Raw genomic sequence first — 26,085 nt, forward strand, 5'->3', positions numbered from 1 at the left:
CATGGCAGTCATTCAGACGGAAAAACGAAAGGGTTTAACCGGCAGTGTGCGGGTACCGGGAGATAAATCCATTTCGCACCGGGCAGTAATGTTTGGTGCCATTGCCAAGGGAACGACAAGGGTCGAAGGGTTCTTACCGGGTGCGGACTGTTTAAGCACCATCGAATGTTTTCGCCGAATGGGTGTCACCATCCACACCCATTCTCCCACGTCTTTGCAGGTGGAAGGACAGGGCTGGGATGGATTGCGGGAACCGGGGTCTTTTCTGGATGTCGGCAATTCCGGCACGACGATCCGGCTGATGCTGGGGATTTTGACCGGGCGCCCTTTTTGGTCCACGGTCATCGGGGATGAATCGATTGCACGGCGCCCGATGGATCGCGTGGTGAAGCCCTTGCGTCAGATGGGGGCAAGAGTGGATGGCCGCCGCGATGGAAAGTTTACCCCACTCGGGGTGCGCGGCGGTAATCTGCAAGGCATCCGCTTTGAGAGTCCGGTTGCCAGTGCCCAGGTGAAGTCCTGTTTGCTGTTGGCCGGTTTACAAGCGGCAGGGACGACAACAATTGCAGAGCCTTCCTTGTCACGGGATCATACAGAGCGGATGTTGCGTGCATTTGGTGTAGAGCTGCAACGTGAGGGATACGCTGTTTCGGTTCAGGGCGGTCAGTCCTTGGTTGCCCAGGAAGTCCGTGTCCCCGGAGATATTTCCTCTGCAGCCTTCATCATGGCGGCGGCGCTGCTGGTACCCGACAGCAAGGTGACGATCCGCGATGTAGGGTTGAATCCCACTCGCACCGGGATTATCGATGCCTTGCAAGCTATGGGTGCCCGGTTGGAAGTGGAAGAGAAGGGGGAATGGTGCGGAGAGCCCGTAGGAGATATCACGGTCAGATCCAGTGAACTTCAGAGTACGGAGATCGGCGGGGATCTCATCCCGCGGCTGATCGATGAAATTCCGATTTTGGCCGTGATCGCTTCACAGGCTGAAGGCACGACGGTGATCAAAGATGCTGCGGAGTTGAAGGTGAAAGAAACAAATCGTATCGCTGTGACGGCCCAGGAGTTGCGCAAGTTGGGCGCCCGGGTAGAGGAGACAGACGATGGACTCATTATTCACGGTCCCTCTCCTTTGACCGGCGGTGAATGTGACAGTCACGGGGATCATCGCATAGGGATGGCGATGGCGATCGCAGGCCTGATTGCAGACCGGGGATGCAAGGTTCATCGTGCCGAGGCGATCGATGTTTCTTTTCCCGGTTTTGAAGCGTTGCTGCAACAATTATGAGTATCAAAATACCAACAGAAAATTCGGAAAGAGGGTTGACCTGGAAAAATAGCATGCTTATAATGAACACATAGTATGGTTTCTCTCCACTCCTATCCATGATGCACGGTTGTGCAAACCGCTCTCTGACGGGCGGTTCTTTTTTTGTCCCTTCCGTAATACAACTCCAATGAGGAGGGGAATGGGATGCGCAAAGAATCGAGGCAATTTGCCGTAGAAATGGCGTTTGTCCTGACAATGGTCTGGTTACTAAAAGAATGGGTATTTCCCTTCTGGATCTGGAAACTGTTTCAAAACGGAGATGCAACATCGATGATGACGGAATGGATGATACTCATGGTCGCCGTCATCACCGGAATCGTATATATCGGTCTGGGCTCCTCGGCCAAGTATCAACACGCCTTGCCATATCCCAATGCCACCTTGATTTTTGCCGCTGTTCACGGTACATACTGGCTTTCCGGCACGTTTTTTCCCTTGATCAGGGAAGGGTGGGCCGGTCTTTTGGGAGACGGGATCCGCTTGTTTGCCGGCGGGAGGGAAGTGGAACCGCTGATCATCGTCACAGCCTGTTACCTCCTGTTTTTGCTGGGAAGAAAGGTTAACGTAAAAGAATCTTCTTACACTCACCGTCAAACCCAGACACGATCCGTTCAACAAAGCCGGTAAATCCCCACGGCGCCCATAGGAAGTGCCCCTGGGGTGCTTTAGCCGTGTGGAGCAAGTCACAGCTCGTCCAATTCACGTCTTACAAGGCAGAATGGGCTGGTAAGAATGTGGAATTGGTTGACCCTCACAATACGTCACAGGCATGCTCCGAGTGTGGGCAGATTGGAAAGAAAAAACTGAGTGAACGGATCCATAAATGTTCATGCGGATATATAGCAGACAGAGATGTCAACGCTGCAAGGAATATCCTACATAAAGCGATTGGATACGTTCCCCAAGTCTATGGCCAACTTGAATTACAACTTTTCTAGGCTCGGAACGAGCCTTCGTGGACGGATGTGGGTTGCCACGCCAGATGAAACGAGAAGCTCGCCATTTCAATGGCGAGTAGTTCACTATTTACAGTAGAGTTATCTGTACCATAGTCATTTCCTTTTTGTCAGCAAATTCCGTCGGTTGGTTGCTATATGAATATTCAAAAACCCTGCGGCTACAGCGCTGTGGGGTTTCGACTGATTTCTGACCTTACGGGAATCTCCACTTTTAAAACTTGCCACGATGAAACCGGACTGCAATCGTTTTATCATGTCGATTTTTGTCAGAAAAAGTCCGATTTTTAAAATAGTATTCCAGTTATTCTCATGGCAACATGTACTTGTAAATGGGAATGGAGCTATAATCTAGGAGGAATCGAGTTGAGACGATTTGTGTATGGGTTGATCGCGGTCGCGCTTTTTGTCACCCTTGCCCTGCCGGCGGGTATGTCTACGGTTTCGGCTGAAAAGCCGAAGGCTCCCGAGACGGCGCTCACTCACGAGAAACTTCCGAAAATCTCGTACTATCCGGAACCGAAACCATCGGAAGTCCGTTCGGCAAAGGCCAAATACGCCAAGGCCATGGCCGTCACCAAAGAACTGGCGGCAAAAAAAGGAAAGAACATCCAGGCGGACATCGACGATCCGGCCTTTCAGGCGTTTGTTTTTGAATTGGGCTCTGCACCCGGTGAATTGCCAAAGGACGACCAGGATGAGATAGTCAATTTCGTCCGGTTCATCGATCGTTATGAAAATATAAAGAAAAACGAGCAGATCAAAAAATTTCAGGATAAAATCAAACAGGGAAAAGGACTGAGCGACAAGGAACGACGAAAATTGCACTCTCTGCTTCCCGTCGATGTGGATCGACAAACTATCATGAAAAACCAGCAAAAGAGGAAGGCGATCCCCCAGCAGACCATTTATCCCTATGATAGAAAAGCCGCCGTGGACTATGCCCATCAATGGTGGGACGGACGCAACAACGAGGAATACGGCTTTTACTATTGGTACTACGACTGCAGCGAGGAAGATCCCGAATGCTGGAACGATTGCACCAACTTCGTCTCGCAAGCCCTGGAAAAGGGCGGTATGGTGGAATGGCACGGGGGACAGCTGCCGCCTGAATACGACTGATATTATAGGGACTGGTGGTTCTTCGGTCCCACCCATACCTGGGGAGGCGCCAATAACTTTTTCCAACATATGAAGGTTCGAGCCAAATTGACAGACAACCCCCTCAATTTAGACATCGGTGATGTCATCAATATCAACTTCAGCAACGACCCGGATGTGGACCATACGGCGATAATCACGGTGGCGGATGGCATCGTCAGAAAGAGGACGCAGCACACGACGGACAAAAAAGATGTCGACATTTCCGATGTGCTTAACCAAAGAGGTTACACTGTTTATATGTGGGAGCTGGATGAGGCCAATCGTCAAGGTCCTTACGTCCCCCCGAAATAATTCGGCAAGAAGGGAGACGGGAAATCATGTTCCCGTCTCTTCGCTCATTTCGTGGAAGGAGTGTTGATCGAATGAAAAGGATCTGGTGGCTTCCTCTGCTATTGATTCTCTTGTGGGGCTGTTCCAACCAGGAGACTCCTTTCCAATTCACCCAACTAAAAAAAATGGGGAATCTCCCCTTGCCCGATAGCGCCGTACCCGATCCCTCCCGTTCGACCGGAGAAAAAGCGACATACACCGTCGATGCCGACGATTTTCCGACCCACGTGGTCTATCGAAACCAGATTGTCCGGCTGGTGGAAGAGGACTGGCTGGTATATTCGGAACACGCCCCCAAAGTCATCCGCGCGAGCAAAGGTTCCCGTCATTACCGGATCCTCATCGGACACGACAGGGACGGGGATACGGTCATCACCGTCGAACCGGCGGGAGAATCGTTGCTGAAGTATTATGACCGGGTGCAATCGGACCGTTCCCGGTAGAGGGGAACGAAGACCGGGGTGGGTGAAGTCGAGAGATCGGAGACGGCCAACCATCTCGACCGAGCCCGCGTATGGGTTTGTCAGCAACCTCAGAGAAAAGCCCTGACGGAGGGCTTTTCTCTGGCTCACTCTGGCTCATGGATATCTACGTACCAACAATAGACACCTTTCATTTTTATCCATTGCCGGGTCAAATATAAAAAATGGACCCACGCAGGATACCTGCGTGAGCCCGTCTTTCAAGGCTTTTGCTTGTGAAGCAAGGGCTTTTTATTTGGGGTAGAGGTAATAGATGCTACATCTACCCCTTGGCTTTTATATTTAGATTTAATAAATTCAAACAAGTTTGCAACACAAACAAAAAAGCTTAAAGAATAAACCGAAGCCTACAGGCAACGCGAAAAAGATGGGGAGGTCACGGGGAAACTTTCGCAACAGGATAATTTTCCTCCGTTTCGTCCAAACTGCTGAATAACAGACGGTTTTGGAGGAAGAACGATGAATTTTGCGGACTTGCTCACTTATGCGGATATCCAACAGGTGAAAAAAATTGCAGCCCACTATGGCTGTGTCACAGACCAGCATTCCAAAAATGACATGATTACGTCTCTGTTACATCATTTGGGCCGGAAATCGCAACTGGCGACTATGGTGGAAGGATTGTCACCGGAAGAGTTTCGCTTTTTGCAGCAAATCTGTTTTGACTCCCGCGATCTGTTCAGCCAGGAGGATTTGTTGGGAAAAGGGAAGACCGCCCTGGGAGATGGGGAGGAAAGTCCCCGTCGTCTGGTGATTTCCGGTATGCAGCGTGGCTGGATTTTTCCGGGGGTAACGCAGCGGCACCGTACCTTTTTTCAGATCCCGGCGGATTTGCGCCGCCGTTTTTTGGAGCTGCTCGCGGAGCCTTATCGGATCAATGATGGGATGAAGAAGGATGAGCCCTTCGCTTACCGTGATGAAGAAGGACACATGATCCAAGATTTGATTCACTTCCTCAAGTATCTACGCCACGGGGAGATCCCACTCACCTCGGAAGGCGGCATCTATAAGCAGCATCAACGGCAAATTTTTAAAATGTTTGCGGTCCCGGAGGAGCTGGTGGACAAGAAGGGGTGGCGGTTTGGTTTTGGCCGGCGGTATCATCAGTACCCGGATCGGTTTTCACTGTTGTATGATTATGCGTATTACAAAGGCTACATCATGGAATTACTGGAAGAAGGAGTTTTGCGTTTAACCGAGGAAGGCGTAGGGAAAATCGAAGACAAAAAGCGGGGGGAAGATCGGGAACTGTACCGTTTTTGGCTCCGTCTGTATCGGCGTCCCATTCCCCATGTAGCGGTGATTGTCCAGTGGGTGGATCTGTTGTGCAGATATGAGTGGATCGGGGTATCCCAAGTGGAAGAAGCCGTATCAAGTTGGCTGCATCCTTTTTACTATGAGGATAAGAAAAGTCTGCTGCAACGGTTGTTGAAAATGATGCTGCATCTGGGGATGATTCGTTTGGGAGAGAGAAAAAACGGCGAAAAAGTCATTCGGATGAATGAGATCGGACATACATGGATTACTGGGGTTTCCGGATTTTCCGAGAAGGCGTTGGACAAACGTTATACAGAGGTGTCACCTGCTCAATAAATCGCCATATTCAGAAGGAAAACGGCTGGTTCCTGTGGAATAAAAATATAAACTCACATCATAGTTATAAAAAAATATCATAATTTTCGATTCATACCGGATCGGTATAAGGGGGATGGGGGGATGGATGTGAGCGAATGTGTCACGGTCTCGGAGAAAAGGGACTTCATTCAGTGGTTCCTGACGCGTTTTGAGTTGCAGAAACGTGAAGCTGCTTGGCTGCTCAATTACCTTTGTTCCGATGATCAGATTCTGAAACGTATCCATTTCGTTGACAACCTCCGTCAGTTGCCCAAGACAATGGTCATTTCGACCCGGTGCAGCCGTTCAACCCCATTTAAGTTCACAAAGAATAAACGAGTCAGCAATGACGTCGAGTCTGCCTTCTACGATATCCGAACATGCCCCCATGAAGACCTGTATATCTCTCTCCTGTTTAAGGAGCGGACCAGTTGCCCGGAATACGCTGCAGTATTGGAGGTCAACCCTATGGAGAGACAGGATCTCGTTCAAGACACTCTGATCAGTTTGATAGCGGAAATGGTCCTGGATGACGCGGTTCGTGACTTTCGAAAGAAGGATTTGTACAGACGAATCGATGCTGCTCTGGAAAAGGGAGACGAAGAACAATTCTTACAATTAACCGAACAGTGGTTGAAAATCGTGGAAGTAAAAAAATAACTTCGATATAATGCTCGGCAGAGACCGAGCTTTTTTTGTGAGGAGGAGCGTGTGTGAGGTTTACAAGAATGAAAGAAGAGGAATGGAAAGCGATTGCCCCCTATGTAGATTCGTTGTGTTTACCGATCTTTCCGGTAAGTGTCCGCAACAAGGAATTGACTGGCTCGGCAGCCGCCCGGGCCGTAAAAGTGGCCGAATTGGTGGAAGAGGAATTAAAGGGACGATTGCTGCTGATGCCGCCGTTGCCTTTTTCAGGTGAAATGGAAGCGTTTCTCCCTTATTTAAAAAGTATTATGAAAGATTGGAAAGAATCCGGGTTTCACCATATTTTTTTACTCCAGACAGAAGGAGTGTTGGAGTCTTCATCCGTGAATTCGATAGGTGCAACAACATTGCTGACCATTCCGGATGAAGGGGAACCGGATGAGACGGCTGCCGGTATATGTGATTCCATTATTGCTTTGTGGGAACGTGCTGTAAGGGAATGAATGGAAGTATTTTAGGAAACAGTATAGAAAGCAGACATTAAGTTGCTGTTCCCTGTTCTTGACACGGAATAAGACCGTTGGCTATCATGAATATGTCCTAGTAATAATAAGGTTCTGACGTTTTAACCCGTATAGAGGGAGGTCGGACGAGTCGTGAGCGAAAAGAAAGAGCAGAAGCCGAGTATCTCCCGCCGTAGGTTTCTTACCTACTCCATAGCGAGCACGGCTGGCTTTCTCGCTTCCGGTGTATTGTACCCGATGGTCCGCTTTGCCATCGATCCGCTCTTGCAAAAGGGATCGGATACCAAGTTCGTCGACGTAGGCCCGGCAGACGAATTTGGTCCTCAGCCGAAATCCGTGGAGTTTCATATCCAGCGGAAAGACGGATGGTACAAAAAGCCCGGCGGTGAAAAAGCGACGGCTTGGGTGATGAAGACTGGCAGTGATATTTTGGCCTTATCTCCCATTTGTAAGCACTTGGGGTGTACAGTCAAATGGGAAGGCGGCGGGCACAAAGACCACTATTATTGCCCCTGTCACGGCGGGTTGTACACCAAAGACGGAACAAACGTTCCGGGTACACCGCCCAATGCCCCGTTGGATATGTATGAAACCAAGGTGGAAAACGGCCGCTTGATGTTAGGTGCCGTTAAACCGCGAGGAGGGGCGTGACACGTATGCTGAAAAGTATGTATGAATGGTTGGATAAGCGCATCGACATCACGCCGATGTGGCGGGATGTGGCGGACCATGAAGTCCCGGAGCACGTGAACCCGGCTCACCATTTCTCCGCTTTTATCTATTGCTTTGGTGGGCTGACGTTTTTTATTGTGGTAATTCAGATCCTTTCAGGCATGTTCTTGACCATGTACTATGTTCCGGACATTGAGAACGCTTGGAAGAGTGTTCATTATCTGCAAAATGAAATCGCATTCGGACAGATTGTCCGGGGAATGCATCACTGGGGAGCCAGTGTATCCATCGTGATGTTGTTCCTACATACCCTCCGGGTGTTCTTCACAGGTTCCTACAAGCACCCCCGGGAATTCAACTGGGTGATCGGGATGCTGCTCTTTTTCGTGATGCTGGGTCTCGGTTTCACAGGGTACCTGCTGCCTTGGGATAACAAAGCCTACTTTGCTACCAAGGTCGGTATTGAAATCGCTGCGAGTGTTCCGATTATCGGGGATGCAGCCGCTTCATTCCTGCAAGGGGGAGAGGTTGTTGGGGCACAGACATTGGCGCGTTTCTTCGCCTTGCACGTCTTCTTCCTGCCAGGCATCCTGTTGGCCCTTTTGGGTGCCCACTTCTTCCTGATTCGGAAGCAAGGAATTTCTGGGCCGCTATAAGCTGAAAGTGTAAGGGGGGAGAGTTACTTGGCACATAATCACGACGGAAAAGACAAAGAGGTTCATTACGTCGGGGACTCCCGGGTTCCTCAAAACAAGAAAAAGCTGTATCCCAAGGATTATTCCGAGTACCCTGGAAATACGGAGCCTTTCTTTCCGAACTTCCTGCTTAAGGAATGGATGGTTGCCGTCGTAGTCCTCGTAGGTTTCTTGGCGCTTGTGATGGCGGAAGAGCCTCCATTGGGAGAGCAAGCCGACCCGACGAATACGGGCTTCTTACCGGTTCCGGACTGGTACTTCCTTTTCTTGTACCAGCTTCTGAAGTTTAAATGGGCATCCGGCCCCTTTGTAGTTGTGGGTACGGTCATTGTTCCTGGAATCGCTTTCACCGCCCTCCTTCTGGCTCCCTGGCTGGATCGCAGCAAGGAGCGCCGTCCTTTCAAACGCCCGGTGGCTACGAGTTTGATGCTGATTAGCTTGGTGGCTATCGCCATTTTAACATGGGAAGCAGAGGACGAGCATGAGAAACAGCTGGCTTCGTTGCCTAAAGGAAGCTCTGAAGAAGATGTCAAAATCGTGGACCAGAATGATCCCGCTTACGAAATCTACAAAAACCAGGCTTGCGTCAATTGTCACGGGGAGCAGCTGGAAGGGATCACGGGTCCGCCTCTGAAAGGGATCGGGGACGCATATAGTGCGGAACAGATTCAACATATCATGGATACAGGGAAAGGTCAGATGCCTGCCGGCATGTTCCAAGGAACACCGGAAGAAAAACGAAAGCTGGCAGAATGGCTAACCAAGCAGAAGACCGGAAAACCAAAGTCCACTGAACATTAAGAGAGAGAACCAGAGAACCTGGCTGCATCCAGCGGTCAGGTTTTTTTTATAATAGACTGCAAAGGAGGTGTTCACGTTGACACTTTTGTGGCGGTCGTTGATTCACCGGCTGGATGATCCTGTCTTTCTGCGCCTGTTGTTTGTGGTGAATTTACTGGGTTCTATCTATGGATTTTATTGGTATAAAAATCAATTGGCGATGACAGAGCCAGCCTATCTCTGGTTTGTTCCCGACAGTCCAACGGCGAGTGCAGCATTTACGTTGGTACTGTTGCTGTACATATGGGGAAAACGGTCCCCGCTGCTGGAAGCTTTTGCTGCGGTAACCCTGTTCAAATACGGGATTTGGGCCGTTGCGATGATTGTGGCCGGTGCTGCCATGTCGGCAGGCTCCTTCTTTCATGCTCTTCATTGGACCGACTGGATGCTGATGATATCTCATCTGGGCATGGCGCTAGAAGGGGTATTGTATGTCCGGCTGTATACATTTGATTGGCGTCACTTGACGGTAGTCGGGTTATGGACATTATGGAATGATTGGATGGATTACGGAGTCGGCGTTCATCCTTGGCTGCCCAGTACCCTGGCCGGACAGGAAGGAATTGTGGCTGTTTTTACTATCGGGTTAAGCTGGATCAGCCTCGGTCTGTTCGGGCTGCTGATTTGTATTCGTCCTCGCATGCTTCATTGAGAGGTATCCCATTGACAATAGAGATGAAGGGAACAACAGTCCCGTCACTTCCATACCTTATCATCCACCTTTAGCCCGCCGCTTGTGCGGGCTATATGCATGGCTGGGACAGGCAGAACATAGGATGGAGATAAGAGCGCGGGTCCGAGGGAGGAGAGAGCTTTGACACGAAAAATCATACAAAGCGGGAGAATGCTGATATGGGTGCTGGCGGTATCGATGGTCATCGGGTTGATGCAACCTTTCGTCGCACAAGCGGAAACACAGGCTGACAGGGAGCAGTGGTCGGATTGGGCCAAGCAGCTGTCGGTTCAAGTAGAGAAGGGAGATTTGGAGGGAGCGCGTGAAACATTGGGCCGCCTGTCGGAAGGGTTTTCTCAGTCGGATCTGTCGGAACTGCACTTATCGGTGGAAGCGATTGAATCATTGTCAGAGACGCTGATTGAGGCCGACCGGCAATTGAACCGGATCGTCCCCGAGCCTGCCGGATTGCATCAATCCACTCAACGGCTCTGGCTAGCATTTGATGCGTTGTCTCATCCACACGAACCTTTGTGGCATCAGTATGAGTCCATTTTGGAGAAGGATATTGAACGGATGGAAAAAGCGGTACAACAAAAGAAGAAGGACGAAATCTACCGCAGTTATCTATCCTTGGCAAAGTCCGTCCGCCAGGTGGAGCCTGCATTGTATGTGGTGCATCAACCGGTAACGGTACAAAAAATCCATTCATTGCTGCGTTTTTTGGACCGGGAAGCCCAATCGGATCCTGTTCGCGGACCTGCACTGAAACAAGGGCTGGCCCATCTGAAAAAATTGCTGCCCCCTCTGTTCAATGGAACCAAAGAGGAGGCGGCATTCGCTGCAGTGGAGCCATCGCCGCCGATCATTCCGGCATCGCTTTGCCTTGGCGGAAGCATTGCGTTGATTCTTTCTTATGTAGCTTGGCGAAAATATCGGGTACCGCAGGTTATCCGTCGGTCTGTTCCGTCTTATCGAAGGTAAAACCTTCTCCCAATACGTCACGGACATCGTGCACAACAACAAAGGCATAAGGGTCGACGGAGTGAACCAATTGTTTCAGGCGGGGGAGTTCGTTTCGGCTTAAGACCACATAGAGCACTTCCCGGTCGGTACCTGTGTAGCCCCCCCGGCCTTTTAAAAGGGTGACGCCCCGATCCATTTCGCTGGTGATTTTGTTGGAAATGCCGACAGCGGAGTTGGAGATGATCGTAGCGGCTTTCGCTGCATCCAATCCTTCGACTACAAAGTCGATCACACGTGCACCGATAAAGACGGCGACGACGGTATACATGGCTTTTTCCCGGCCGATGATAAAGGCGGATGCGGAGATAACGCCTAGATCAAAGAGAAACATCGCCCGGCCAATGCTCCAGTCGAAGTATTTGTTGGCCAATCGGGCGATGATATCGACACCGCCGGTAGTTCCGCCGGTACGGAAAATCAAGCCGAGACCCAGTCCCACACAAACGCCGGTGTATAGTGCAGCCAACAGCGGATCTCCCGGAATAGGCTCTCCCCAGCCTTTTGTGATTTCCAGACCAAGGGAGACAGCGACCGTTCCAATGATGGTATATATCAGGGTGCGCTTGCCGAATACTTTGTAACCGATAAAGAAGAGGGGGATATTGAGGGAAAGAATGACAACTCCTGGTGACCATCCGAACAAATAGTAGAAAATCAGTGCAATACCCGTAAAACCGCCTTCGGAGAGTTGATTGGAAATGGCAAAATAGTTGATCCCGAAGGCAAAAATAAAAGAACCGACAAAGATGGCGGCAATGTTTTTGGCGTGCTTCTGAATCATGGGTTCGCCTCCTACCCTTTTTCTTTTTTTTAGATTGTGTGAACCATTCACTTCCTATACCAAGATGGATGGCAGTGGGAAAAACGATGTGAAGCAGGATCTCGCTCCGGCCATTACGCTATATTATAACCGGGGGATCAGGGATGAGCAATGAGTCGCGATGTTTGTCAATGTGGATCGATTGGGTTACCATGATAGAAGGTTTGAATGAACAAGCGGGGGATGCTCATTGGAAGAAAAAACAATGAAACAGATGCAGCAAGTGGTGGACAAATATATCTCTCAATTTAAGGAAGGGTATTTTCATCCGTTGTCGATGTTGGCTCGGATGACAGAAGAAGTGGGGGAGTTGGCCCGGGAAGTGAATCATCGCTTTGGGGAAAAGCCCAAAAAAGCCGAAGAAGAGGAGAAAAGCATGGAGATGGAGTTGGGCGATATGCTGTTTATTTTGATTTGCTTCGCCAACTCGCTCCATATCGACCTGGAGGATGCCTTTGATCGTGTGATGCACAAATACAATACCCGGGATGCCGACCGGTGGACCCGGGTGGAGGAATGAATCTTACATACCAACCAGATAGGGAGCAACGAGGAGGGAAAGGCGCAAGACGCCGTTCATATATGAAACAGATACGAGTAGCTGTAGCTGGAGCTAACGGACGGATGGGACAAGAAGTGGTCAAAATGATTCAGTCATCCGACAATCTGACGTTGGTTCGCGGGATTTCCCGCTCGCAATACGGAAAAGATGTAGGTGAAGTAGCGGGAATCGGCCCGATCGGGGTTACCTTTACGGATTCGCTGGATGAGGTGCTGGCCAAAGACCGTCCGGATGTATTGGTGGATTTCACGGTTCCGGATGTGGTGAAAAAGAATATGGAACTGGCGATAGATGCAGGAGTCCGTCCGGTGGTGGGCACTTCGGGTCTGTCGGAAGAGGAAATTCAGGAGCTGCAAGAGCTGGCGAAAAAAAAGGGAGTCGGAGCGATCATTGCTCCCAACTTTGCCATTGGGGCGGTCCTAATGATGGTGTTTGCGGCGAAAGCAGCAAAATATATGCCCCATGTGGAAATTATCGAAATGCATCATGATCAGAAGCTGGATGCCCCATCCGGAACTGCAGTAAAGACAGCCGAATTGATTGCCCAGGAACGGGAAGAACTGAAACAAGGGCATCCCGAGGAAAAGGAAACCTGGGAAGGAGCACGGGGAGCTTACAAGAACGGATTTCGTGTTCACAGTGTGCGGTTGCCGGGGCTGGTGGCGCACCAGGAGGTGCTGTTCGGCGGTTCCGGTCAAATGTTGACGTTGCGGCATGATTCGCTGAACCGGGAATCGTTTATGCCGGGTGTAAAGTTGGCCGTGGAAAAGGTGATGGAGTTGGATCGTCTGGTTTACGGTTTAGAGAATATCCTGGACTTGTAAAGGAGCGAAGGGAGTGCAACCGGCTAGCGGTAAATACTCTTTGTTGTGGGGGGAGACTCCCATTCAGCCCCTCCCCCGGTTTGCTGAAAAGATCGGGGTGAAAAGCTGCTGGATCAAACGGGATGACCTCACAGGATTTGCTTTTGGCGGCAACAAACTGCGGAAGTTGGAGTATTTGTTGGCAGATGCGTTGAGTCAGAAGTGTGATCTGATTATCACCGGAGGCAGTCCTCAATCGAACCACGCCCGGTTGACGGCGGCCGCAGCCCGTCGGGCAGGATTGGATGTGTGGTTGTGTTTTGCCGGGAATACGCTGGGTCAGGTTCAAGGGAATTTGCTCTTGGATCAGTTAATGGATGCCCGTTTGATTTTGACGGGGGTCTATGGCTCGGAAGATTTGTTGACAGCGATGCATGAACAGGCGGAAGCAGCTCGCCGCGAGGGATACCGACCCTATGTGATACCGGTGGGAGGATCTTCTCCAGTAGGCGATTATGGGTATGTCAAGGCATGGGAGTCCTGTTGGCAACAGGTCCGAGAGGAAGGGCTGCCTTCCTTTGACCGGATTGTCCTACCGGTTGGCAGTGGGGGCACTATCGCGGGTTTATGGGTGGGAAACCAGTTGAACCCTGCACCGGCCCGGTTGACCGGGATCAGCGCATGGATGGAAAAAGACGAGCTGGAACAAGAGATATACCGCCTGATCAGGGATCTTCTGCCCTATGTAGGGCTAGAAACAGCCGATTGGACTGAAGGGCTTCCTGAACTACACGACGACTATATCGGGCGAAAGTACGGAGTCCCGTCCCCGGATGGAAATGAAGCGATTCGATTGTTGGCGCAGACGGAAGGGATATTTACCGATCCCATCTACACGGGAAAAGCGTTGGCCGGGTTGATCGATATAGCAGCCAAACAAGATTGTTCGGAAGAACATGTGCTGTTTTGGCATACTGGAGGGACTCCGGCGCTCTTTACCCATGCCGCATCGATGACATAGGAAGAAAGAATAGGGAAACAAGCGGTCAAACAGATGCGACCGCTTGTTCTTTTTCCATTTGGGCAGTTGTCCGGGGTCAGGGTGTTCTATCCGTAAGGCAATGGTTGTATAAGAGAGGCGTGATCGTTAGATAACCCAAAACCATCACGAAGTAAAGGAATTCCCCATAGTCCAGCGAAAGCATAAAAGGTGGAGTTTGTCCCGAGGAAACCAAGATGTCTTTTCCCGGGATGCAACGCGACCGTTTCCTCAGACTCATGATATACGGAGATCCATTCCCTTCAAGTTTTGGATTTCCGAAGGGAATCAGCTTCTTTGTCATGCGGAGAAAAATTGAGATTCCTTACCGAGCCCCTCTTTTCTTCAGCGAATAAAAATAATATTATGAAGATAGCGTTTTTTGAAAATATATATAGGAGGGTTAATATGAACACCACGGAAACGCCGACTTCTCCCTCCCCCAGTCCCCACCCGGGGGAAAAGCTGCCCGTACGGGCATTGATCGCCAGTCTGGCTGGAACGGCGATCGAGTGGTACGACTTCTTCCTGTATGGCATCGCTGCCGCTCTCGTTTTCAGCAAAATCTTTTTTCCGACCGGCATGGATCCGTTTATCGCACTGCTTTTGTCTTACGCCACCTTCGGCATCCCCTTTTTTATCCGACCCCTCGGGGGGCTGGTGTTCAGTCATATCGGGGACCGGATCGGCCGAAAGAAGACCTTGATCTATACCCTCATGCTCATGGGAATCGCCACGGTCCTAATCGGACTTCTTCCCGGCTATGAGACCATCGGCATCGCCGCCCCCATCCTGCTCACCCTTCTGCGGGTGGTGCAGGGAATCGGGATCGGCGGGGAGTGGGGCGGTGCCGTTCTTTTGGCCGTGGAGTACTCCTCCAACCGGCGCCGGGGCTTCTTCGGAAGCGTGCCTCAAATGGGGGTCCCCTTGGGATTGCTTCTCGGGACATTGGCCATGACCCTCGTCTCCCTAATGCCGGAAAAACTTTTTCTCTCCTGGGGTTGGCGGATCCCCTTTATCCTGAGCTTCGTCCTGGTTGTCGTAGGCCTTTGGATTCGGAAGGGGATCGATGAAACCCCGGCATTCCAAAAAAACCTCAAACAAGGCAATATCTCCAGGGTGCCGTTGCTTGACACCTTCCGCCACCACTGGAAGTCGGTCCTTCTATCCACCGGGATGAAAGTGGTCGAAACAGCACCTTTCTATATTTTCTCGACCTATATCATCTCCTACGCCACCGCGGAACAGGGGTACTCCAACAGCATCGTGTTAAACGCCATCACCCTCGCTACCTTCGTTTCCTGCCTGATGATTCCGCTAATGGGTATCCTATCCGACCGCATCGGCCGCAAACCGGTTTACATCGGCGGAACCGTCGGAATTATACTGGTTGCCTTCCCTTACTTTTATCTGGTGGAAACAAAGTCGACCCTTCTGTTTACACTGGGCAGTGTGCTTGCCCTGGGAATCATCTGGTCGGCAGTGACAGGGGTGCTGGGCACCCTATATTCGGAGGTCTTCTCCACCCGTGTCCGCTACACCGGCGTGACATTGGGGTATCAGCTGGGAGCCGCCCTGGCCGGGGGAACGGCACCTATGATCGCCGCGGCCCTCGTCCGTCAGGCGGGAGGTGTTTGGACACCGTTGGCATTTTACCTTATCATCACGGGAGCCATCTCCCTTCTCTCCATTTGGGTGATCAAGGAAACCCGGGGAAGTGAGCTCACCTGAGCCGGAATGAATGAGAGTAACTGAAGGAGTGATCATTTGCTGTTTATCGATGCAAAAAGGGTCCGGCGACTATTCCAGATGGCCGAAGGCATTCGGATCATCGAAGAAACCATTCGCCACTGGGCGGAGGAGCGGGCGAAAGCTCCTCCCCGAACGTCGATTCCGGTTCCGGAGGAAGATGCGGCCTTCCTGTTTATGCCGGCGTATCTGGGTGACTCTCGTTACGCCGCGGTCAAAGTAGCCAGTGTTTTCCCCGATAATCCCCGCCACGGGCGGCCTTCGATCCAATCGGTCACCCTGCTCAGCGACGGAAAGACCGGTGAACACCTGGCCGTTATCGATTCCGCCTGGCTTACTGTTATGCGGACGGGGGCCTTAAGCGGGGTGGCCGCTAAATACCTGGCGCGAAAAGACGCCTCGGTCCTGGGTGTGATCGGCTGCGGGGCGCAGTCCACCGGCCAGATTGCGGCGATCATGGTCGTTCGGCCGATCCGGAAAGTGATGCTATACAACCGAAGTCCCGAAAAAGCCCGGCGTCTGTCGGAAAAACTTCAAAAAGAGTACCCCAGTCTTGAAGAGGTCCGGGTGATGGAAAATCCCGACGAGACCGCATCCCTCTCCGATATCCTCGTCTGCAGTACCACTTCCGCCACTCCGGTGTTTGACGGCCATCTCCTCCGTCCGGGAACTCATGTGAGCGCCATCGGTTCTTACCGGCCCAACATGCAGGAAGTGGATTCGGTAACTCTGGAAAAAAGCGACCGGATCTTCGCCGACACCCTGGCCGGCGTGATGGAGGAAGCCGGGGACTTCCTCATTCCCATGAAGGAAGGCCGCTTTTTCCGGGATTGGATTGAGGGTGAACTGAAAGATCTGGTCCTGGGCACGAGTCCGGGAAGAAGGAGCGAAAAGGAAATCACCCTGTTCAAATCTGTCGGCTTTTCTTTGCCGGACGCTGCCTTAGCCCAGCTGATCTATGAAAAGACCAAACAGTCGGAGAAGAACACCCGGATAGACGGACCGTGTAGGACAGAGTAACTCAAAAAGGAATCGAAAATAAGGGTCGGGGGCGGAACCCGGCCCATGTTATTGACAAAGGGGCGGATTTCCGTCTCCACCTCTTTCCCTCCTCGGAAAAGTCAAGCTGTCCGCTTTGCACCTTAGTCCCTCCTATATAAAGTTGACGATGAGAAATAATGCACTTCCCCAAATAATTACAGCTGAAATTTTGTTTAAAACCGGAATTACACCCGACTTTAATTTTTTAAGTAAACCTCCGGCAATAGCTAACGAAACAAACCAAAAAAAGGATACCAAGATTCCTGCAAAGGCAAACCAAAATTTATCAGAACCGTGATACTGAATGGAACTTGCTCCAATAACTCCAATTGTGTCCAGGATAGCATGAGGATTTAACAAGGAAACAGAACAGGCAAACAGAATCTGTTTTTTCGCAGTCATTCTATCCGAAATTTCCTGATTGGCATTATCTTGAGAACGCCATGTAACAACTCCCATATATATGAGAAAGACAATTCCGATCAGCAATAAAACATTTTTAAATAACTTACAGTTAAAATCATAACGGAAACTCCCATTACTGTTAAGGTGATAAGGGTTGCATCACAAAACGTCGCCGCCAAAATGGCAGGCAATGCCTTGTAGAAACGGGGCTGTACAGCCCCTTGATTAAAAATAAACACATTTTGGACACCAAGTGGGAGTATTAAACCAAATGCCAAAACAAAACCATGAATAAAGGCTAGCATATTTTTTCCTCCAATCTTGAAGAGATAGCCCCTCACATGGAGGGGCTGAACTAATTTCCTCTAATTTCCTCTAATATCACCTATATTCAGATGGAAAGCCTGGAGAAAAGAAGCAAAAAATCCTGTACACCACTCAATCTTTATTCGGATCGTGAGCCATTGGTAACGAGTCCTACCTCCCTCACTATAAGGGAATCGGTTATAAACTTTCAAATATTACTTAATGTACTGACAACTGATGTAAACGGATACACATATGTTTTTATTGCGATTATGATCAGATAAAGCTCTAAATTACTAAAGGTTTTTTTGATCCGAAAGATGTCTTGAATAAATATCAAGGATCCTTTGCAACATATTAGGGACATGAACGTGAATGGGATGAATGAAAATGTCCAAACGATTATCTGCGGTTTTTTTATCTGTCCTGATGATTCTAACGACTTCCTGCACATCGAAACAAGAAGGCTCGCTACAGGAACAGGTCAAAAAGATGACACAAGATATGGCGATGGATTCCCAGGTCCAACGCGCCTTTTTACAAGGAAGAAAGGAGACGGCAGAATCAGACGGTCAACTACGAAGGGAAATGTTTGCCCAAAATTTAAGCGAACAAAAAGGTATGCTGAATGACTCGGCGATCGCTCCCCACCTGTTGGATCTGAATATGGATATGACCCAACGGGCTCTCAACGACAACAAGATGCAGGAACGTTACCTCCAGACCAACCTCCTAACTCTGAAAAAAATCGCTTCCGATCCGGCGAAGCGCAACCAGCTGCTTCAGACCTTACAACACGCACGCCAGGATGCCCTCAACAATCACAAAATGAGGTTATCGCTTTTAAAACAGGGAGTTCTAGAGCATTATGACGCTTTGAATACTCCAGGGATTACACCGATGGTACTCGATTACAATATGGACGTGCTGGAACGGATCTCCACGGATCCTACCCAAAAAAAGCGGTTGATGACTTCTCAGCTAGCCACGCTGAAGGCTATTGCGAAAGATCCTCAACTTCGTCCCCAGTTGATTGCTTTCATGATGGAGTTGATGAAAGATCCAGCCATGCAAAAAGAAATGAAAAAAATGATGATGCCGATGCTCCAGATGATGAAACAACAAATGCAGCAACAGATGAAACAAAAGATGATGCAACAAATGAAAAAAGGGACCGGATCTTCTGGCGAGCCACACAAAAAAGTCCGCTTTTCCCATCCTTAGAGGGAAGCGGACTTTTTTGCGTGTAAACAAGGCCGATGTTAAAACGTACTCTACAGCTATATCGCTTAAAAAACTACTTTGAACCAAAACCCAGCTGAAGTCCCGTTTCAGCGGGTTTTCTTGATTTTCGAAAGACATGTAGAATATAATGAAACCAATCACAGAGACTGAAACCCACGCGGCAAGAAAGACCGGGTGGGTTTTTTCAGGGGTTTTCTTCGATTACATTATCATTTTGATTATAAGAAGGTGATCCCACATGCACATTGCGTTGATTGCCCACGACAACAAAAAAGAAGAGATGGTTCGCTTTGCGATTGCGTATAAAGACTTGCTCAAAGAGCATACCTTGTATGCAACCGGAACGACAGGAACGAAAATCATGAACGCTACCGGGTTGGATGTACATCGCTTCTTGTCGGGACCGATTGGTGGCGACCAGCAAATCGGGGCACTGTTGGCGGAAAATCGAATCGATTGCATGGTCTTTTTACGGGATCCCTTGACAGCTCAACCCCATGAACCGGATATTCTGGCATTGCTGCGATTGGCCGATGTACATAATGTGCCGGTGGCAACCAATTTGGCTGCTGCCGAAGTCCTGATTCGCTCCATCAAGCAAGGGGATTTTGCTTGGCGCGAAATCGTTTCCGGAAAAACGTTTGAGAATCCAGAAGGGTGAAATGAATGAGTGAACACGTTGATATTCTTGCCTTTGGAGCCCATCCTGACGATGTAGAAATTGGAGCGGGCGGTATTTTGGCCAAGCAAGCGGCACTGGGCTATAAAACCGCCATCTGTGAATTGACATATGCAGAACTCTCTTCCAACGGCGATGTGGAAACACGGAAGCGGGAAGGGAAGAAGGCGGCTGCCATTCTTCAATTGGCAGGCCGGTATTCTTTGGGGTTTCCCGATCGGGGTTTGACAGGCACAGCGGAACAGATCCAGGAGATGGTCCGCTTGATCCGTCGGTTGCAGCCAAAAGTCGTGTTGGCCCCTTATTGGGAGGATCGCCATCCCGATCATGTTGCATGCAGCCGTTTGGTGAAGGAAGCTGTGTTCGATGCGGCCATTCGAAAAAAGGTTCCAGAAGTTGCACCTCATCGGGTCCAGCGTCTGTACTACTATTTCATCAACAACATCGGGAAAGCAGATGTCATTGTGGATATCAGTACCGTTTACGACAAGAAGAGAGCAGCGATTTTGGCCTTTGAAAGCCAGTTTGTTCCCGGACCCGGAAGAGTGGCGACTCCTTTAAACCAGCCTTCTTATTTAGCCATGATTGAAGGCAGGGATCAAGTATGGGGACACCAGATCGGAGCCGCTTACGGTGAAGGGTTGGTCAGCGGTCAACCGCTCGCTCTGCGGGATTTGGTGTTCTGAGCGTGTCAATTCGGTAGAAGATAAGGGAGGCATCCCTAATGCGAATCGGAATTACCTGCTACCCGACCCACGGCGGATCGGGTGTAATCGCTACGGAATTGGGCAAGTTGATGGCGGAACGCGGCCATCAGATTCATTTCATTACATACGACATGCCCTTTCGCTTGGGACGGTTTCATCATAATATCCATTACCACGAAGTGGAAGCAAACCAGTACGCTGTTTTTCGTTATCCCCCGTATGATCTGGCGCTGGCCAGCCGGATGGCTCAGGTGGCAAAAATGCACCACTTGGATTTAATCCATGTGCATTACGCTGTTCCCCACGCGATTTGCGCCTATTTGGCCAAACAAATGGTAGGAGACGAATTGAAAGTGGTCACTACCCTGCATGGAACGGATATTACGGTGCTGGGGGAAGACTCTTCCTTGCGGGATATTATTTGTTTTGGGATCAATCAAAGTGATGCGGTTACATCGGTATCGGAAGACTTGATTCGTCAAACCGAGGAAATGCTTTGCATTCGTCGCCCTATTCACCGGATCTATAATTTTGTAGATCAACGGGTCTATTATCCGCGGGATGTATCAGATATTCGGGATCAATACGCGGATCCGGAGGAAAAGATATTGCTGCACATCTCCAATTTCCGTCCGGTGAAGCGGGTGCAAGATGTGGTCCGGATTTTTCACAAAGTACAGGAGCAGATCCCGTCACGATTGTTACTGGTCGGAGAGGGGCCCGACTGGTCTTTGGCCGTTCAATTGTCAGAGGAGCTGGGGATCAGCGAAAAAGTAACCTTCCTCGGCAAACAGGACGAAGTAGCGAAGTTGATCTCCATGGCCGATCTCCTGTTACTCCCTTCGGCGAAAGAAAGCTTTGGTCTGGTGGCTCTGGAAGCAATGGCGTGCGGAGTGCCGACTGTGGCTTCGAATGCCGGCGGGCTGCCGGAAGTAGTGATTCACGGGAAAACGGGATATCTGTCGGAAATCGGCCAGGTGGAAGAGATGGCTGCAAATGCTGTCCGGTTGCTGACAGATGAGAAGCTGTATCGAAGATTTTCAGAGAACGGGTTGCAGCGTGCCAAAGATGTGTTTTGCGGAGAACGAATTGCCGACCAATATGAACGACTGTACCAACGTGTGATTGAGCAAAGTTGAGGTGAGTCGGATGCAGAACATGGATCCTGCTGCTTTATACGTACTGGATCAACTGGAACAAGCCGGCTTTGAAGCCTATTTGGTGGGTGGTTGTGTACGGGACCGCCTGATGGGTTTGCAACCGGCGGATTATGATGTGGCAACGGACGCTCATCCGAATGAGGTGCAGGAGTTGTTTCCGCGAACAGCGGCCACCGGGATCCAACATGGAACGGTGGCTGTTTTGCATCAGGGAAAGATGATTGAAGTGACAACCTACCGAACGGAAGGGAACTATGTGAATCATCGCCGTCCTTCTCAGGTTGCTTTTGTCTCTTCCCTGCGTAAAGATTTGGCACGCCGGGATTTCACCATCAATGCCATGGCGGAGGATCGGAACGGTCAGCTGGTGGATCCGTTTGGAGGACAAGCGGATCTGCAAGCGGGCTGGATCCGGGCAGTAGGAGATGCCGTACAGCGATTCACGGAAGATGCCCTTCGCATGCTGCGCGCGGTCCGCTTTGCAGCCCAACTCGATTTTCGCATTCATCCCAATACCGCAACCGCTTTTGCCGTTTGTGTTCCACTGATGCGTCACCTTGCCGTTGAACGAGTGACCGGCGAGCTGGATAAAATGTGGCGAACGGCTTGGCCGTCCCGTGGGGTGGAACAAATGTTCCGGAACAGGTTTTTCCGTCACCTTCCTCCTTTTTCACAATGGGAGGAGAAGCCGCAAGCAAGGGCCGATTTGATTCAAGGCTTGGATGCAGAGAAGGATCCCGATGTGCGCTGGGCTCTCTTGATGGGCTTGTTTTCCATTCCGTCCGATCAGCTATGGCCTCGGCTTCGTTCCTTGCGCCTGTCTACGAAAAGGGCCAGCCGGATTCAGACCCTGCTGGAACTGGCTCGCAAATGGCCGTTCCCACTGGAAGAAACCCAGGGGAAACAAATGATCCTCCAACACGGACTGTCCACCGTGAAACAGGCGTGCCGTACGTCCCGCTGGATAAAGGGGTGGAACTGTTCCACAGCGAAGGAACAGATGTTCCGGATAGAGAAGTGGGCGAAAGAAATGCCTGTTCACCATTCCCATGAGCTGGCGATTGATGGAAAGCAGTTGGTAGAAGCGGTTGGGATATCACCTGGACCCTGGGTGGGGGAAGTGCTGCAAAGACTAATGACTGCAGCGGCACTGGGCCGTCTGCCCAATGAACGAGAAGCGCTTTTGAAGGAGGGAAAGCGGCTTGGGAAACAGTATTCGTGAAGGATTGGTGCAATTGTTGATTCGCCATCGGGAGAACTTTCTCTCCGGCGAGGAAATCAGCCAGCGTTTGGAGTGCAGTCGAACAGCCGTGTGGAAGCACATCGAAGAACTGAGGAAAGAAGGGTATCAGATCGAAGCCCGCCCCAAAAGCGGCTATCGGCTCGTCTATCGACCGGATCGGGTGGCGCCGGAAGAGTTGCAACCGCATCTTTCTACTCGATCCTTTGGACAACATTTTCGGTATCGGGCCCAAGTAACATCCACCCAAGCCCTCGCTCACGAGTGGGCGAGGGAAGGCGCTCCCGAAGGCGCTGTGGTTATCGCAGAAGAGCAAACAGAAGGAAGGGGGCGCATGGGGAGAAGCTGGCATTCGCCTCCCCGCTCAGGGATCTGGATGAGCTTGATCCTTCGTCCGTCGCTGCCCTTGCCCCTTGCTCCCCAGCTGACGTTGGTGGCTTCCGTCGCATTGAGTCGGGCTTTGAAATCTGAAACCGGGCTGCCGGTAAGCATCAAATGGCCCAATGATCTGTTGGTTCACGGGAAAAAAGTGTGCGGGATTTTAACCGAACTGCGGGGGGAACAGGATCAGATCCAATACATCGTTCTGGGTATGGGGATCAACGTCAATGTGACGGAAGAATTTTTCCCCAAGGAATTAAAGGAGAAAGCTACCTCCTTGGCCATCGAGGGAAAACAGACATATTCCCGTCCACAGCTCATTTGCTCCATGTTAAAAGAGCTGGAGACCTGGTATAACGGGTATCTTACCCATGGATTTGAACCGATCCGGATCTTGTGGGAAGAATCCGCAGGGATGCTGGGTAAAATGATCACAGCCCGGACTCCCTCCGGAGAAAAACGCGGAATCGCCAAAGGTCTGGATGCGACAGGTGCTTTGCTATTGGAGACAGAGGAAGGCATTCTTCCGGTATTCTCTTCCTACATCGACTGATCATTGCGTTTGAAGCGTTTTTCATATACTCTAAAGTAAGCGGCAACATCCAAAGGGAGTTGCACGCCCTGAGCTGATCATCGTTTTCTGTTTATTTCATGGAAGGATGAACAAATCTGCTCTGAGCCCTTGGGACGGAGACAGAGGTGATTGGTGTATGCACAACGCCTTTCTGGTCCATGTGGCTGGGAGGGTGTTTTTTCTTTGCCTCTGCCCGGGGAACACCACAAGGAGGTTGCAAGATGGAAAAACGAAAACAGGTGACCACCCGGATGTTGCACAAAATGAAAGAAGATGGCGAACCCATCGCCATGATTACCGCGTATGACTATCCGTCGGCACGCCTGGCGGAAGAAGCCGGTACCGACATTCTCTTGGTCGGCGATTCCTTGGGGATGGTGGTATTGGGTTACGATTCAACGGTTCCCGTCACTATCGACGACATGGTTCACCATACCAAGGCAGTCAGCCGCGGGGCACAACGGGCGCTGGTCGTGGCGGATTTGCCCTTTCTCACCGCCCACCTGGGTCGGGAGGAAGCCTTGCGTGCTGCTGGCCGGTTGATGCAGGAGGCAGGTGCCCGGGCTGTCAAAATCGAGGGCGGCGAAGAGGTGCTGCCGACGATCCGGGCATGTGTTCATGCGGGAATACCGGTGATGGGCCATCTGGGATTAACGCCGCAATCGGTTCATCAGCTGGGCGGCTATCGGGTGCAGGGCCGAGATGCGGCTTCCGCCCGCCGGCTGCTGGCCGACGCGGAGAAACTGGTGAAAGCCGGTGTATTTGCATTGGTTCTGGAATGTGTGCCGGAAGAACTGGCCGGGCACATCTCGAAATCCCTGCCGGTCCCCGTAATCGGGATCGGAGCCGGCAGATATTGTGACGGCCAAGTATTGGTTTATCATGACGTGCTGCAGATCGGAAGCACGGTCAGACCTTCCTTTGTTCAATCCTACGGGCACATTGGCGAGGCCATCCAGCAAGGCATTCAGTCTTATGTATTCGATGTGAAGGAAAGACGCTTTCCGGATCGGCAACACACCTTTTCGATGAACGCGGATGTGTTGGAAAGTCTATATGGCGGAGAGGAGTCTGGCGATGAAAATCATTGAAACCATCCAGGAACTGCGCAAAGAGCTGCAACCGCATCGCAGCAACGCGATCGGTCTGGTACCGACGATGGGATATTTGCATGAAGGCCATCTGAGCCTCATCCGCCGGGCAAAACAGGAATGTAACACCGTAGTGGTGTCCATCTTTGTCAACCCGTTGCAATTTGGCCCCAATGAAGATTTTGAACGCTATCCCCGGGACCTGGAACGGGATGCCCAGTTGGCAGAAGAGGTGGGAGCCGATCTATTGTTTACCCCGTCTGCAGCCGAAATGTATCCACGCCCGATCCGAACCCGGGTCACGGTTGCCGGACTCACCGAACGTTTATGCGGGGCTTCGCGGCCGGGACACTTTGACGGGGTCACTACCGTGGTGTCCAAGCTGTTCCATATCGTGGAGCCGGACCGAGCATATTTTGGCCAAAAAGATGCCCAACAAGCCGCGGTGATCCAACAAATGGTGCAGGATCTCAACTTTCCGCTGGAAGTGATCGTCTGCCCGACTGTGCGCGAACCGGATGGATTAGCCCTCAGTTCCCGCAATGTGTATCTGTCGGAAGAAGAGCGGCGGCAAGCAACGGTTCTGTTTCAAAGCCTACAGGAGGCAGAGAAGCGATGGAGGGATGGAGCCTTCTCGTCCGCGGCAGAAATGGAAGCCTTCATCCGGGATCGAATTGAAACGCAGCCTCTCGCGGTAATCGATTATGTTTCGGTTTTGCGATACCCTGCATTGGAGCTGCCAGAAGATCTTCACGGTCCCTTGATCGTCGCCGTTGCAGTATTTTTCGGGAAGACGCGTCTGATCGACAACGTTGTATTGCCCGGAAAGGAGGAAGCAGCATGTTTCGCACGATGATGAAGGGGAAGATTCACCGAGCCACGGTGACAGAAGCCAACCTTTACTATGTAGGCAGTGTGACGATTGACGAGGATATTTTGGATGCGGTAGACATATTGCCCAACGAGAAAGTGCAGATCGTCAACAACAATAACGGGGCCCGCTTGGAAACCTATGTGATTCCCGGTGAACGGGGAAGCGGCGTCATCTGCCTGAATGGAGCAGCGGCACGCCTGGTGCATCCGGGGGATCAGGTGATTATCATTTCATATGCCATGATGAGTGATGAAGACGCCAGAAAGCACCGGCCCAAAGTGGCGATCATGGGAGAAGGCAACCGGATTGTGGAGATGTTGGGGGAAGAGGTACACGGAACGGTAAAGTGAATCGGACAGACAAAAGGGACTGGCTCTTTCAGCCGTCCCTTTTGTCATGGTCTGGCCATCCTGCGGATCGACTTTTTCCTTCGCATGGTTTTCCGTACAGGGGAGATACTC

Annotated in this window: 27 protein-coding genes and 2 pseudogenes; 27 read left to right on the top strand and 2 right to left on the bottom strand. The window is 50.9% G+C overall.

Annotated elements, in window-relative coordinates; all coding sequences use genetic code 11:
• Position 1: 1 nt before the first annotated feature.
• From aroA to IEW70_RS05425, 13 genes and pseudogenes are all read left to right on the top strand, one after another.
• Positions 2-1,285, top strand: coding sequence for a 3-phosphoshikimate 1-carboxyvinyltransferase (aroA, locus tag IEW70_RS05360; protein ID WP_188646899.1), 1,284 nt, complete (start codon positions 2-4; stop codon positions 1,283-1,285).
• A gap of 186 nt (positions 1,286-1,471) precedes the next feature.
• Positions 1,472-1,954, top strand: coding sequence for a hypothetical protein (locus IEW70_RS05365; RefSeq protein ID WP_188646900.1), 483 nt, complete (start codon positions 1,472-1,474; stop codon positions 1,952-1,954).
• Positions 1,955-1,998: 44 nt separating this feature from the next.
• On the top strand, positions 1,999-2,265 hold the full coding sequence (locus IEW70_RS18415) for a zinc ribbon domain-containing protein (protein WP_373285910.1): 267 nt from the start codon (positions 1,999-2,001) through the stop codon (positions 2,263-2,265).
• Positions 2,266-2,850: 585 nt separating this feature from the next.
• Positions 2,851-3,738: pseudogene (locus IEW70_RS17785) on the top strand (amidase domain-containing protein).
• Positions 3,739-3,809: 71 nt separating this feature from the next.
• Positions 3,810-4,220 carry a hypothetical protein gene (locus IEW70_RS05385; RefSeq protein WP_188646903.1) on the top strand — a complete coding sequence of 137 codons (411 nt, stop codon included), beginning with the start codon at positions 3,810-3,812 and terminating at the stop codon, positions 4,218-4,220.
• Positions 4,221-4,718: 498 nt separating this feature from the next.
• Positions 4,719-5,852 carry a hypothetical protein gene (locus IEW70_RS05390; protein WP_188646904.1) on the top strand — a complete coding sequence of 378 codons (1,134 nt, stop codon included), beginning with the start codon at positions 4,719-4,721 and terminating at the stop codon, positions 5,850-5,852.
• A gap of 123 nt (positions 5,853-5,975) precedes the next feature.
• On the top strand, positions 5,976-6,533 hold the full coding sequence (locus IEW70_RS05395; RefSeq protein WP_229751837.1) for a ReoY family proteolytic degradation factor: 558 nt from the start codon (positions 5,976-5,978) through the stop codon (positions 6,531-6,533).
• Positions 6,534-6,586: 53 nt separating this feature from the next.
• The gene (locus tag IEW70_RS05400) at positions 6,587-7,021 is read left to right on the top strand and encodes a DUF2487 family protein (protein WP_188646905.1); all 435 of its coding nucleotides are present in this window, start codon (positions 6,587-6,589) and stop codon (positions 7,019-7,021) included.
• 153 nt (positions 7,022-7,174) lie between these two features.
• Positions 7,175-7,693, top strand: a complete 519-nt coding sequence (locus IEW70_RS05405; RefSeq protein WP_188646906.1) for a Rieske (2Fe-2S) protein — start codon at positions 7,175-7,177, stop codon at positions 7,691-7,693.
• A 5-nt stretch (positions 7,694-7,698) separates the two neighbouring features.
• Positions 7,699-8,370: a menaquinol-cytochrome c reductase cytochrome b subunit gene (gene qcrB, locus IEW70_RS05410; RefSeq protein WP_188646907.1), complete on the top strand. Its 672-nt coding sequence runs from the start codon at positions 7,699-7,701 to the stop codon at positions 8,368-8,370.
• 27 nt (positions 8,371-8,397) lie between these two features.
• A complete protein-coding gene (locus IEW70_RS05415; RefSeq protein WP_188646908.1) occupies positions 8,398-9,210 on the top strand; it encodes a menaquinol-cytochrome c reductase cytochrome b/c subunit in 813 nt (270 codons plus the stop codon).
• A gap of 76 nt (positions 9,211-9,286) precedes the next feature.
• The gene (locus tag IEW70_RS05420; protein WP_188646909.1) at positions 9,287-9,901 is read left to right on the top strand and encodes a DUF1405 domain-containing protein; all 615 of its coding nucleotides are present in this window, start codon (positions 9,287-9,289) and stop codon (positions 9,899-9,901) included.
• Positions 9,902-10,063: 162 nt separating this feature from the next.
• Positions 10,064-10,906 carry a sporulation protein YpjB gene (locus tag IEW70_RS05425; RefSeq protein ID WP_188646910.1) on the top strand — a complete coding sequence of 281 codons (843 nt, stop codon included), beginning with the start codon at positions 10,064-10,066 and terminating at the stop codon, positions 10,904-10,906.
• Here the strand turns inward: IEW70_RS05425 and IEW70_RS05430 are convergent.
• A complete protein-coding gene (locus tag IEW70_RS05430; RefSeq protein ID WP_188646911.1) occupies positions 10,872-11,729 on the bottom strand; it encodes a YitT family protein in 858 nt (285 codons plus the stop codon). The genes IEW70_RS05425 and IEW70_RS05430 overlap by 35 nt on opposite strands.
• Positions 11,730-11,973: 244 nt before the next feature.
• On the opposite strand from IEW70_RS05430, the gene IEW70_RS05435 reads away from it, so the two are divergent.
• The 5 genes from IEW70_RS05435 (at position 11,974) to IEW70_RS05455 (ending at position 16,941) form a co-directional block, all read left to right on the top strand.
• On the top strand, positions 11,974-12,288 hold the full coding sequence (locus tag IEW70_RS05435; protein WP_188647069.1) for a nucleotide pyrophosphohydrolase: 315 nt from the start codon (positions 11,974-11,976) through the stop codon (positions 12,286-12,288).
• Positions 12,289-12,350: 62 nt separating this feature from the next.
• Complete coding sequence (dapB, locus tag IEW70_RS05440) at positions 12,351-13,154, top strand: 4-hydroxy-tetrahydrodipicolinate reductase (protein WP_188646912.1); 804 nt, start codon at positions 12,351-12,353, stop codon at positions 13,152-13,154.
• 13 nt (positions 13,155-13,167) lie between these two features.
• Entirely contained in the window at positions 13,168-14,154 is a 987-nt protein-coding gene (locus IEW70_RS05445) for a 1-aminocyclopropane-1-carboxylate deaminase/D-cysteine desulfhydrase (protein ID WP_188646913.1), read from the top strand.
• Positions 14,155-14,580: 426 nt separating this feature from the next.
• On the top strand, positions 14,581-15,903 hold the full coding sequence (locus tag IEW70_RS05450; protein ID WP_188646914.1) for an MFS transporter: 1,323 nt from the start codon (positions 14,581-14,583) through the stop codon (positions 15,901-15,903).
• A gap of 36 nt (positions 15,904-15,939) precedes the next feature.
• Positions 15,940-16,941, top strand: coding sequence for an ornithine cyclodeaminase family protein (locus IEW70_RS05455; protein ID WP_188646915.1), 1,002 nt, complete (start codon positions 15,940-15,942; stop codon positions 16,939-16,941).
• A gap of 132 nt (positions 16,942-17,073) precedes the next feature.
• Here the strand turns inward: IEW70_RS05455 and IEW70_RS05460 are convergent.
• Positions 17,074-17,672: pseudogene (locus IEW70_RS05460) on the bottom strand (LysE/ArgO family amino acid transporter).
• Positions 17,673-18,063: 391 nt separating this feature from the next.
• Between IEW70_RS05460 and IEW70_RS05465 the strand changes: the two are divergent.
• From IEW70_RS05465 to panD, 9 genes are all read left to right on the top strand, one after another.
• Positions 18,064-18,897, top strand: coding sequence for a hypothetical protein (locus tag IEW70_RS05465; RefSeq protein ID WP_188646916.1), 834 nt, complete (start codon positions 18,064-18,066; stop codon positions 18,895-18,897).
• A gap of 259 nt (positions 18,898-19,156) precedes the next feature.
• Positions 19,157-19,579 carry a methylglyoxal synthase gene (gene mgsA, locus IEW70_RS05470; RefSeq protein WP_188646917.1) on the top strand — a complete coding sequence of 141 codons (423 nt, stop codon included), beginning with the start codon at positions 19,157-19,159 and terminating at the stop codon, positions 19,577-19,579.
• A 5-nt stretch (positions 19,580-19,584) separates the two neighbouring features.
• The gene (gene bshB1 / locus IEW70_RS05475) at positions 19,585-20,283 is read left to right on the top strand and encodes a bacillithiol biosynthesis deacetylase BshB1 (protein ID WP_188646918.1); all 699 of its coding nucleotides are present in this window, start codon (positions 19,585-19,587) and stop codon (positions 20,281-20,283) included.
• 38 nt (positions 20,284-20,321) lie between these two features.
• Complete coding sequence (gene bshA / locus IEW70_RS05480; protein WP_188646919.1) at positions 20,322-21,443, top strand: N-acetyl-alpha-D-glucosaminyl L-malate synthase BshA; 1,122 nt, start codon at positions 20,322-20,324, stop codon at positions 21,441-21,443.
• Positions 21,444-21,453: 10 nt separating this feature from the next.
• Positions 21,454-22,686, top strand: a complete 1,233-nt coding sequence (locus tag IEW70_RS05485; protein WP_188646920.1) for a CCA tRNA nucleotidyltransferase — start codon at positions 21,454-21,456, stop codon at positions 22,684-22,686.
• Positions 22,667-23,638 (top strand): biotin--[acetyl-CoA-carboxylase] ligase, encoded by a 972-nt coding sequence (locus IEW70_RS05490; protein WP_188646921.1) that lies wholly within the window; start codon positions 22,667-22,669, stop codon positions 23,636-23,638. The genes IEW70_RS05485 and IEW70_RS05490 overlap by 20 nt, the downstream gene beginning before the upstream one ends.
• Before the next feature lie 242 nt (positions 23,639-23,880).
• The gene (gene panB, locus IEW70_RS05495) at positions 23,881-24,750 is read left to right on the top strand and encodes a 3-methyl-2-oxobutanoate hydroxymethyltransferase (RefSeq protein ID WP_188646922.1); all 870 of its coding nucleotides are present in this window, start codon (positions 23,881-23,883) and stop codon (positions 24,748-24,750) included.
• On the top strand, positions 24,737-25,606 hold the full coding sequence (panC, locus tag IEW70_RS05500) for a pantoate--beta-alanine ligase (protein ID WP_188646923.1): 870 nt from the start codon (positions 24,737-24,739) through the stop codon (positions 25,604-25,606). Before panB ends, panC begins: the two co-directional genes overlap by 14 nt.
• Positions 25,591-25,974 carry an aspartate 1-decarboxylase gene (gene panD, locus IEW70_RS05505; protein ID WP_188646924.1) on the top strand — a complete coding sequence of 128 codons (384 nt, stop codon included), beginning with the start codon at positions 25,591-25,593 and terminating at the stop codon, positions 25,972-25,974. The genes panC and panD overlap by 16 nt, the downstream gene beginning before the upstream one ends.
• The last annotated feature ends 111 nt before the right edge of the window (positions 25,975-26,085 follow it).

The organism is Marinithermofilum abyssi (assembly GCF_014641195.1).
GTDB lineage: Bacteria > Bacillota > Bacilli > Thermoactinomycetales > DSM-45169 > Marinithermofilum > Marinithermofilum abyssi.

Coding starts and splice junctions, on each gene's coding strand:
- aroA (WP_188646899.1), top strand. CDS start 2: ATGGCAGTCATTCAGACGGAAAAACGAAAGGGTTTAACCGGCAGTGTG.
- IEW70_RS05365 (WP_188646900.1), top strand. CDS start 1,472: ATGCGCAAAGAATCGAGGCAATTTGCCGTAGAAATGGCGTTTGTCCTG.
- IEW70_RS05385 (WP_188646903.1), top strand. CDS start 3,810: ATGAAAAGGATCTGGTGGCTTCCTCTGCTATTGATTCTCTTGTGGGGC.
- IEW70_RS05390 (WP_188646904.1), top strand. CDS start 4,719: ATGAATTTTGCGGACTTGCTCACTTATGCGGATATCCAACAGGTGAAA.
- IEW70_RS05395 (WP_229751837.1), top strand. CDS start 5,976: ATGGATGTGAGCGAATGTGTCACGGTCTCGGAGAAAAGGGACTTCATT.
- qcrB (WP_188646907.1), top strand. CDS start 7,699: ATGCTGAAAAGTATGTATGAATGGTTGGATAAGCGCATCGACATCACG.
- IEW70_RS05430 (WP_188646911.1), bottom strand. CDS start 11,729: ATGATTCAGAAGCACGCCAAAAACATTGCCGCCATCTTTGTCGGTTCT.
- IEW70_RS05435 (WP_188647069.1), top strand. CDS start 11,974: ATGAAACAGATGCAGCAAGTGGTGGACAAATATATCTCTCAATTTAAG.
- dapB (WP_188646912.1), top strand. CDS start 12,351: ATGAAACAGATACGAGTAGCTGTAGCTGGAGCTAACGGACGGATGGGA.
- IEW70_RS05450 (WP_188646914.1), top strand. CDS start 14,581: ATGAACACCACGGAAACGCCGACTTCTCCCTCCCCCAGTCCCCACCCG.
- IEW70_RS05465 (WP_188646916.1), top strand. CDS start 18,064: ATGTCCAAACGATTATCTGCGGTTTTTTTATCTGTCCTGATGATTCTA.
- mgsA (WP_188646917.1), top strand. CDS start 19,157: ATGCACATTGCGTTGATTGCCCACGACAACAAAAAAGAAGAGATGGTT.
- bshB1 (WP_188646918.1), top strand. CDS start 19,585: ATGAGTGAACACGTTGATATTCTTGCCTTTGGAGCCCATCCTGACGAT.
- bshA (WP_188646919.1), top strand. CDS start 20,322: ATGCGAATCGGAATTACCTGCTACCCGACCCACGGCGGATCGGGTGTA.
- IEW70_RS05485 (WP_188646920.1), top strand. CDS start 21,454: ATGCAGAACATGGATCCTGCTGCTTTATACGTACTGGATCAACTGGAA.
- panB (WP_188646922.1), top strand. CDS start 23,881: ATGGAAAAACGAAAACAGGTGACCACCCGGATGTTGCACAAAATGAAA.
- panC (WP_188646923.1), top strand. CDS start 24,737: ATGAAAATCATTGAAACCATCCAGGAACTGCGCAAAGAGCTGCAACCG.
- panD (WP_188646924.1), top strand. CDS start 25,591: ATGTTTCGCACGATGATGAAGGGGAAGATTCACCGAGCCACGGTGACA.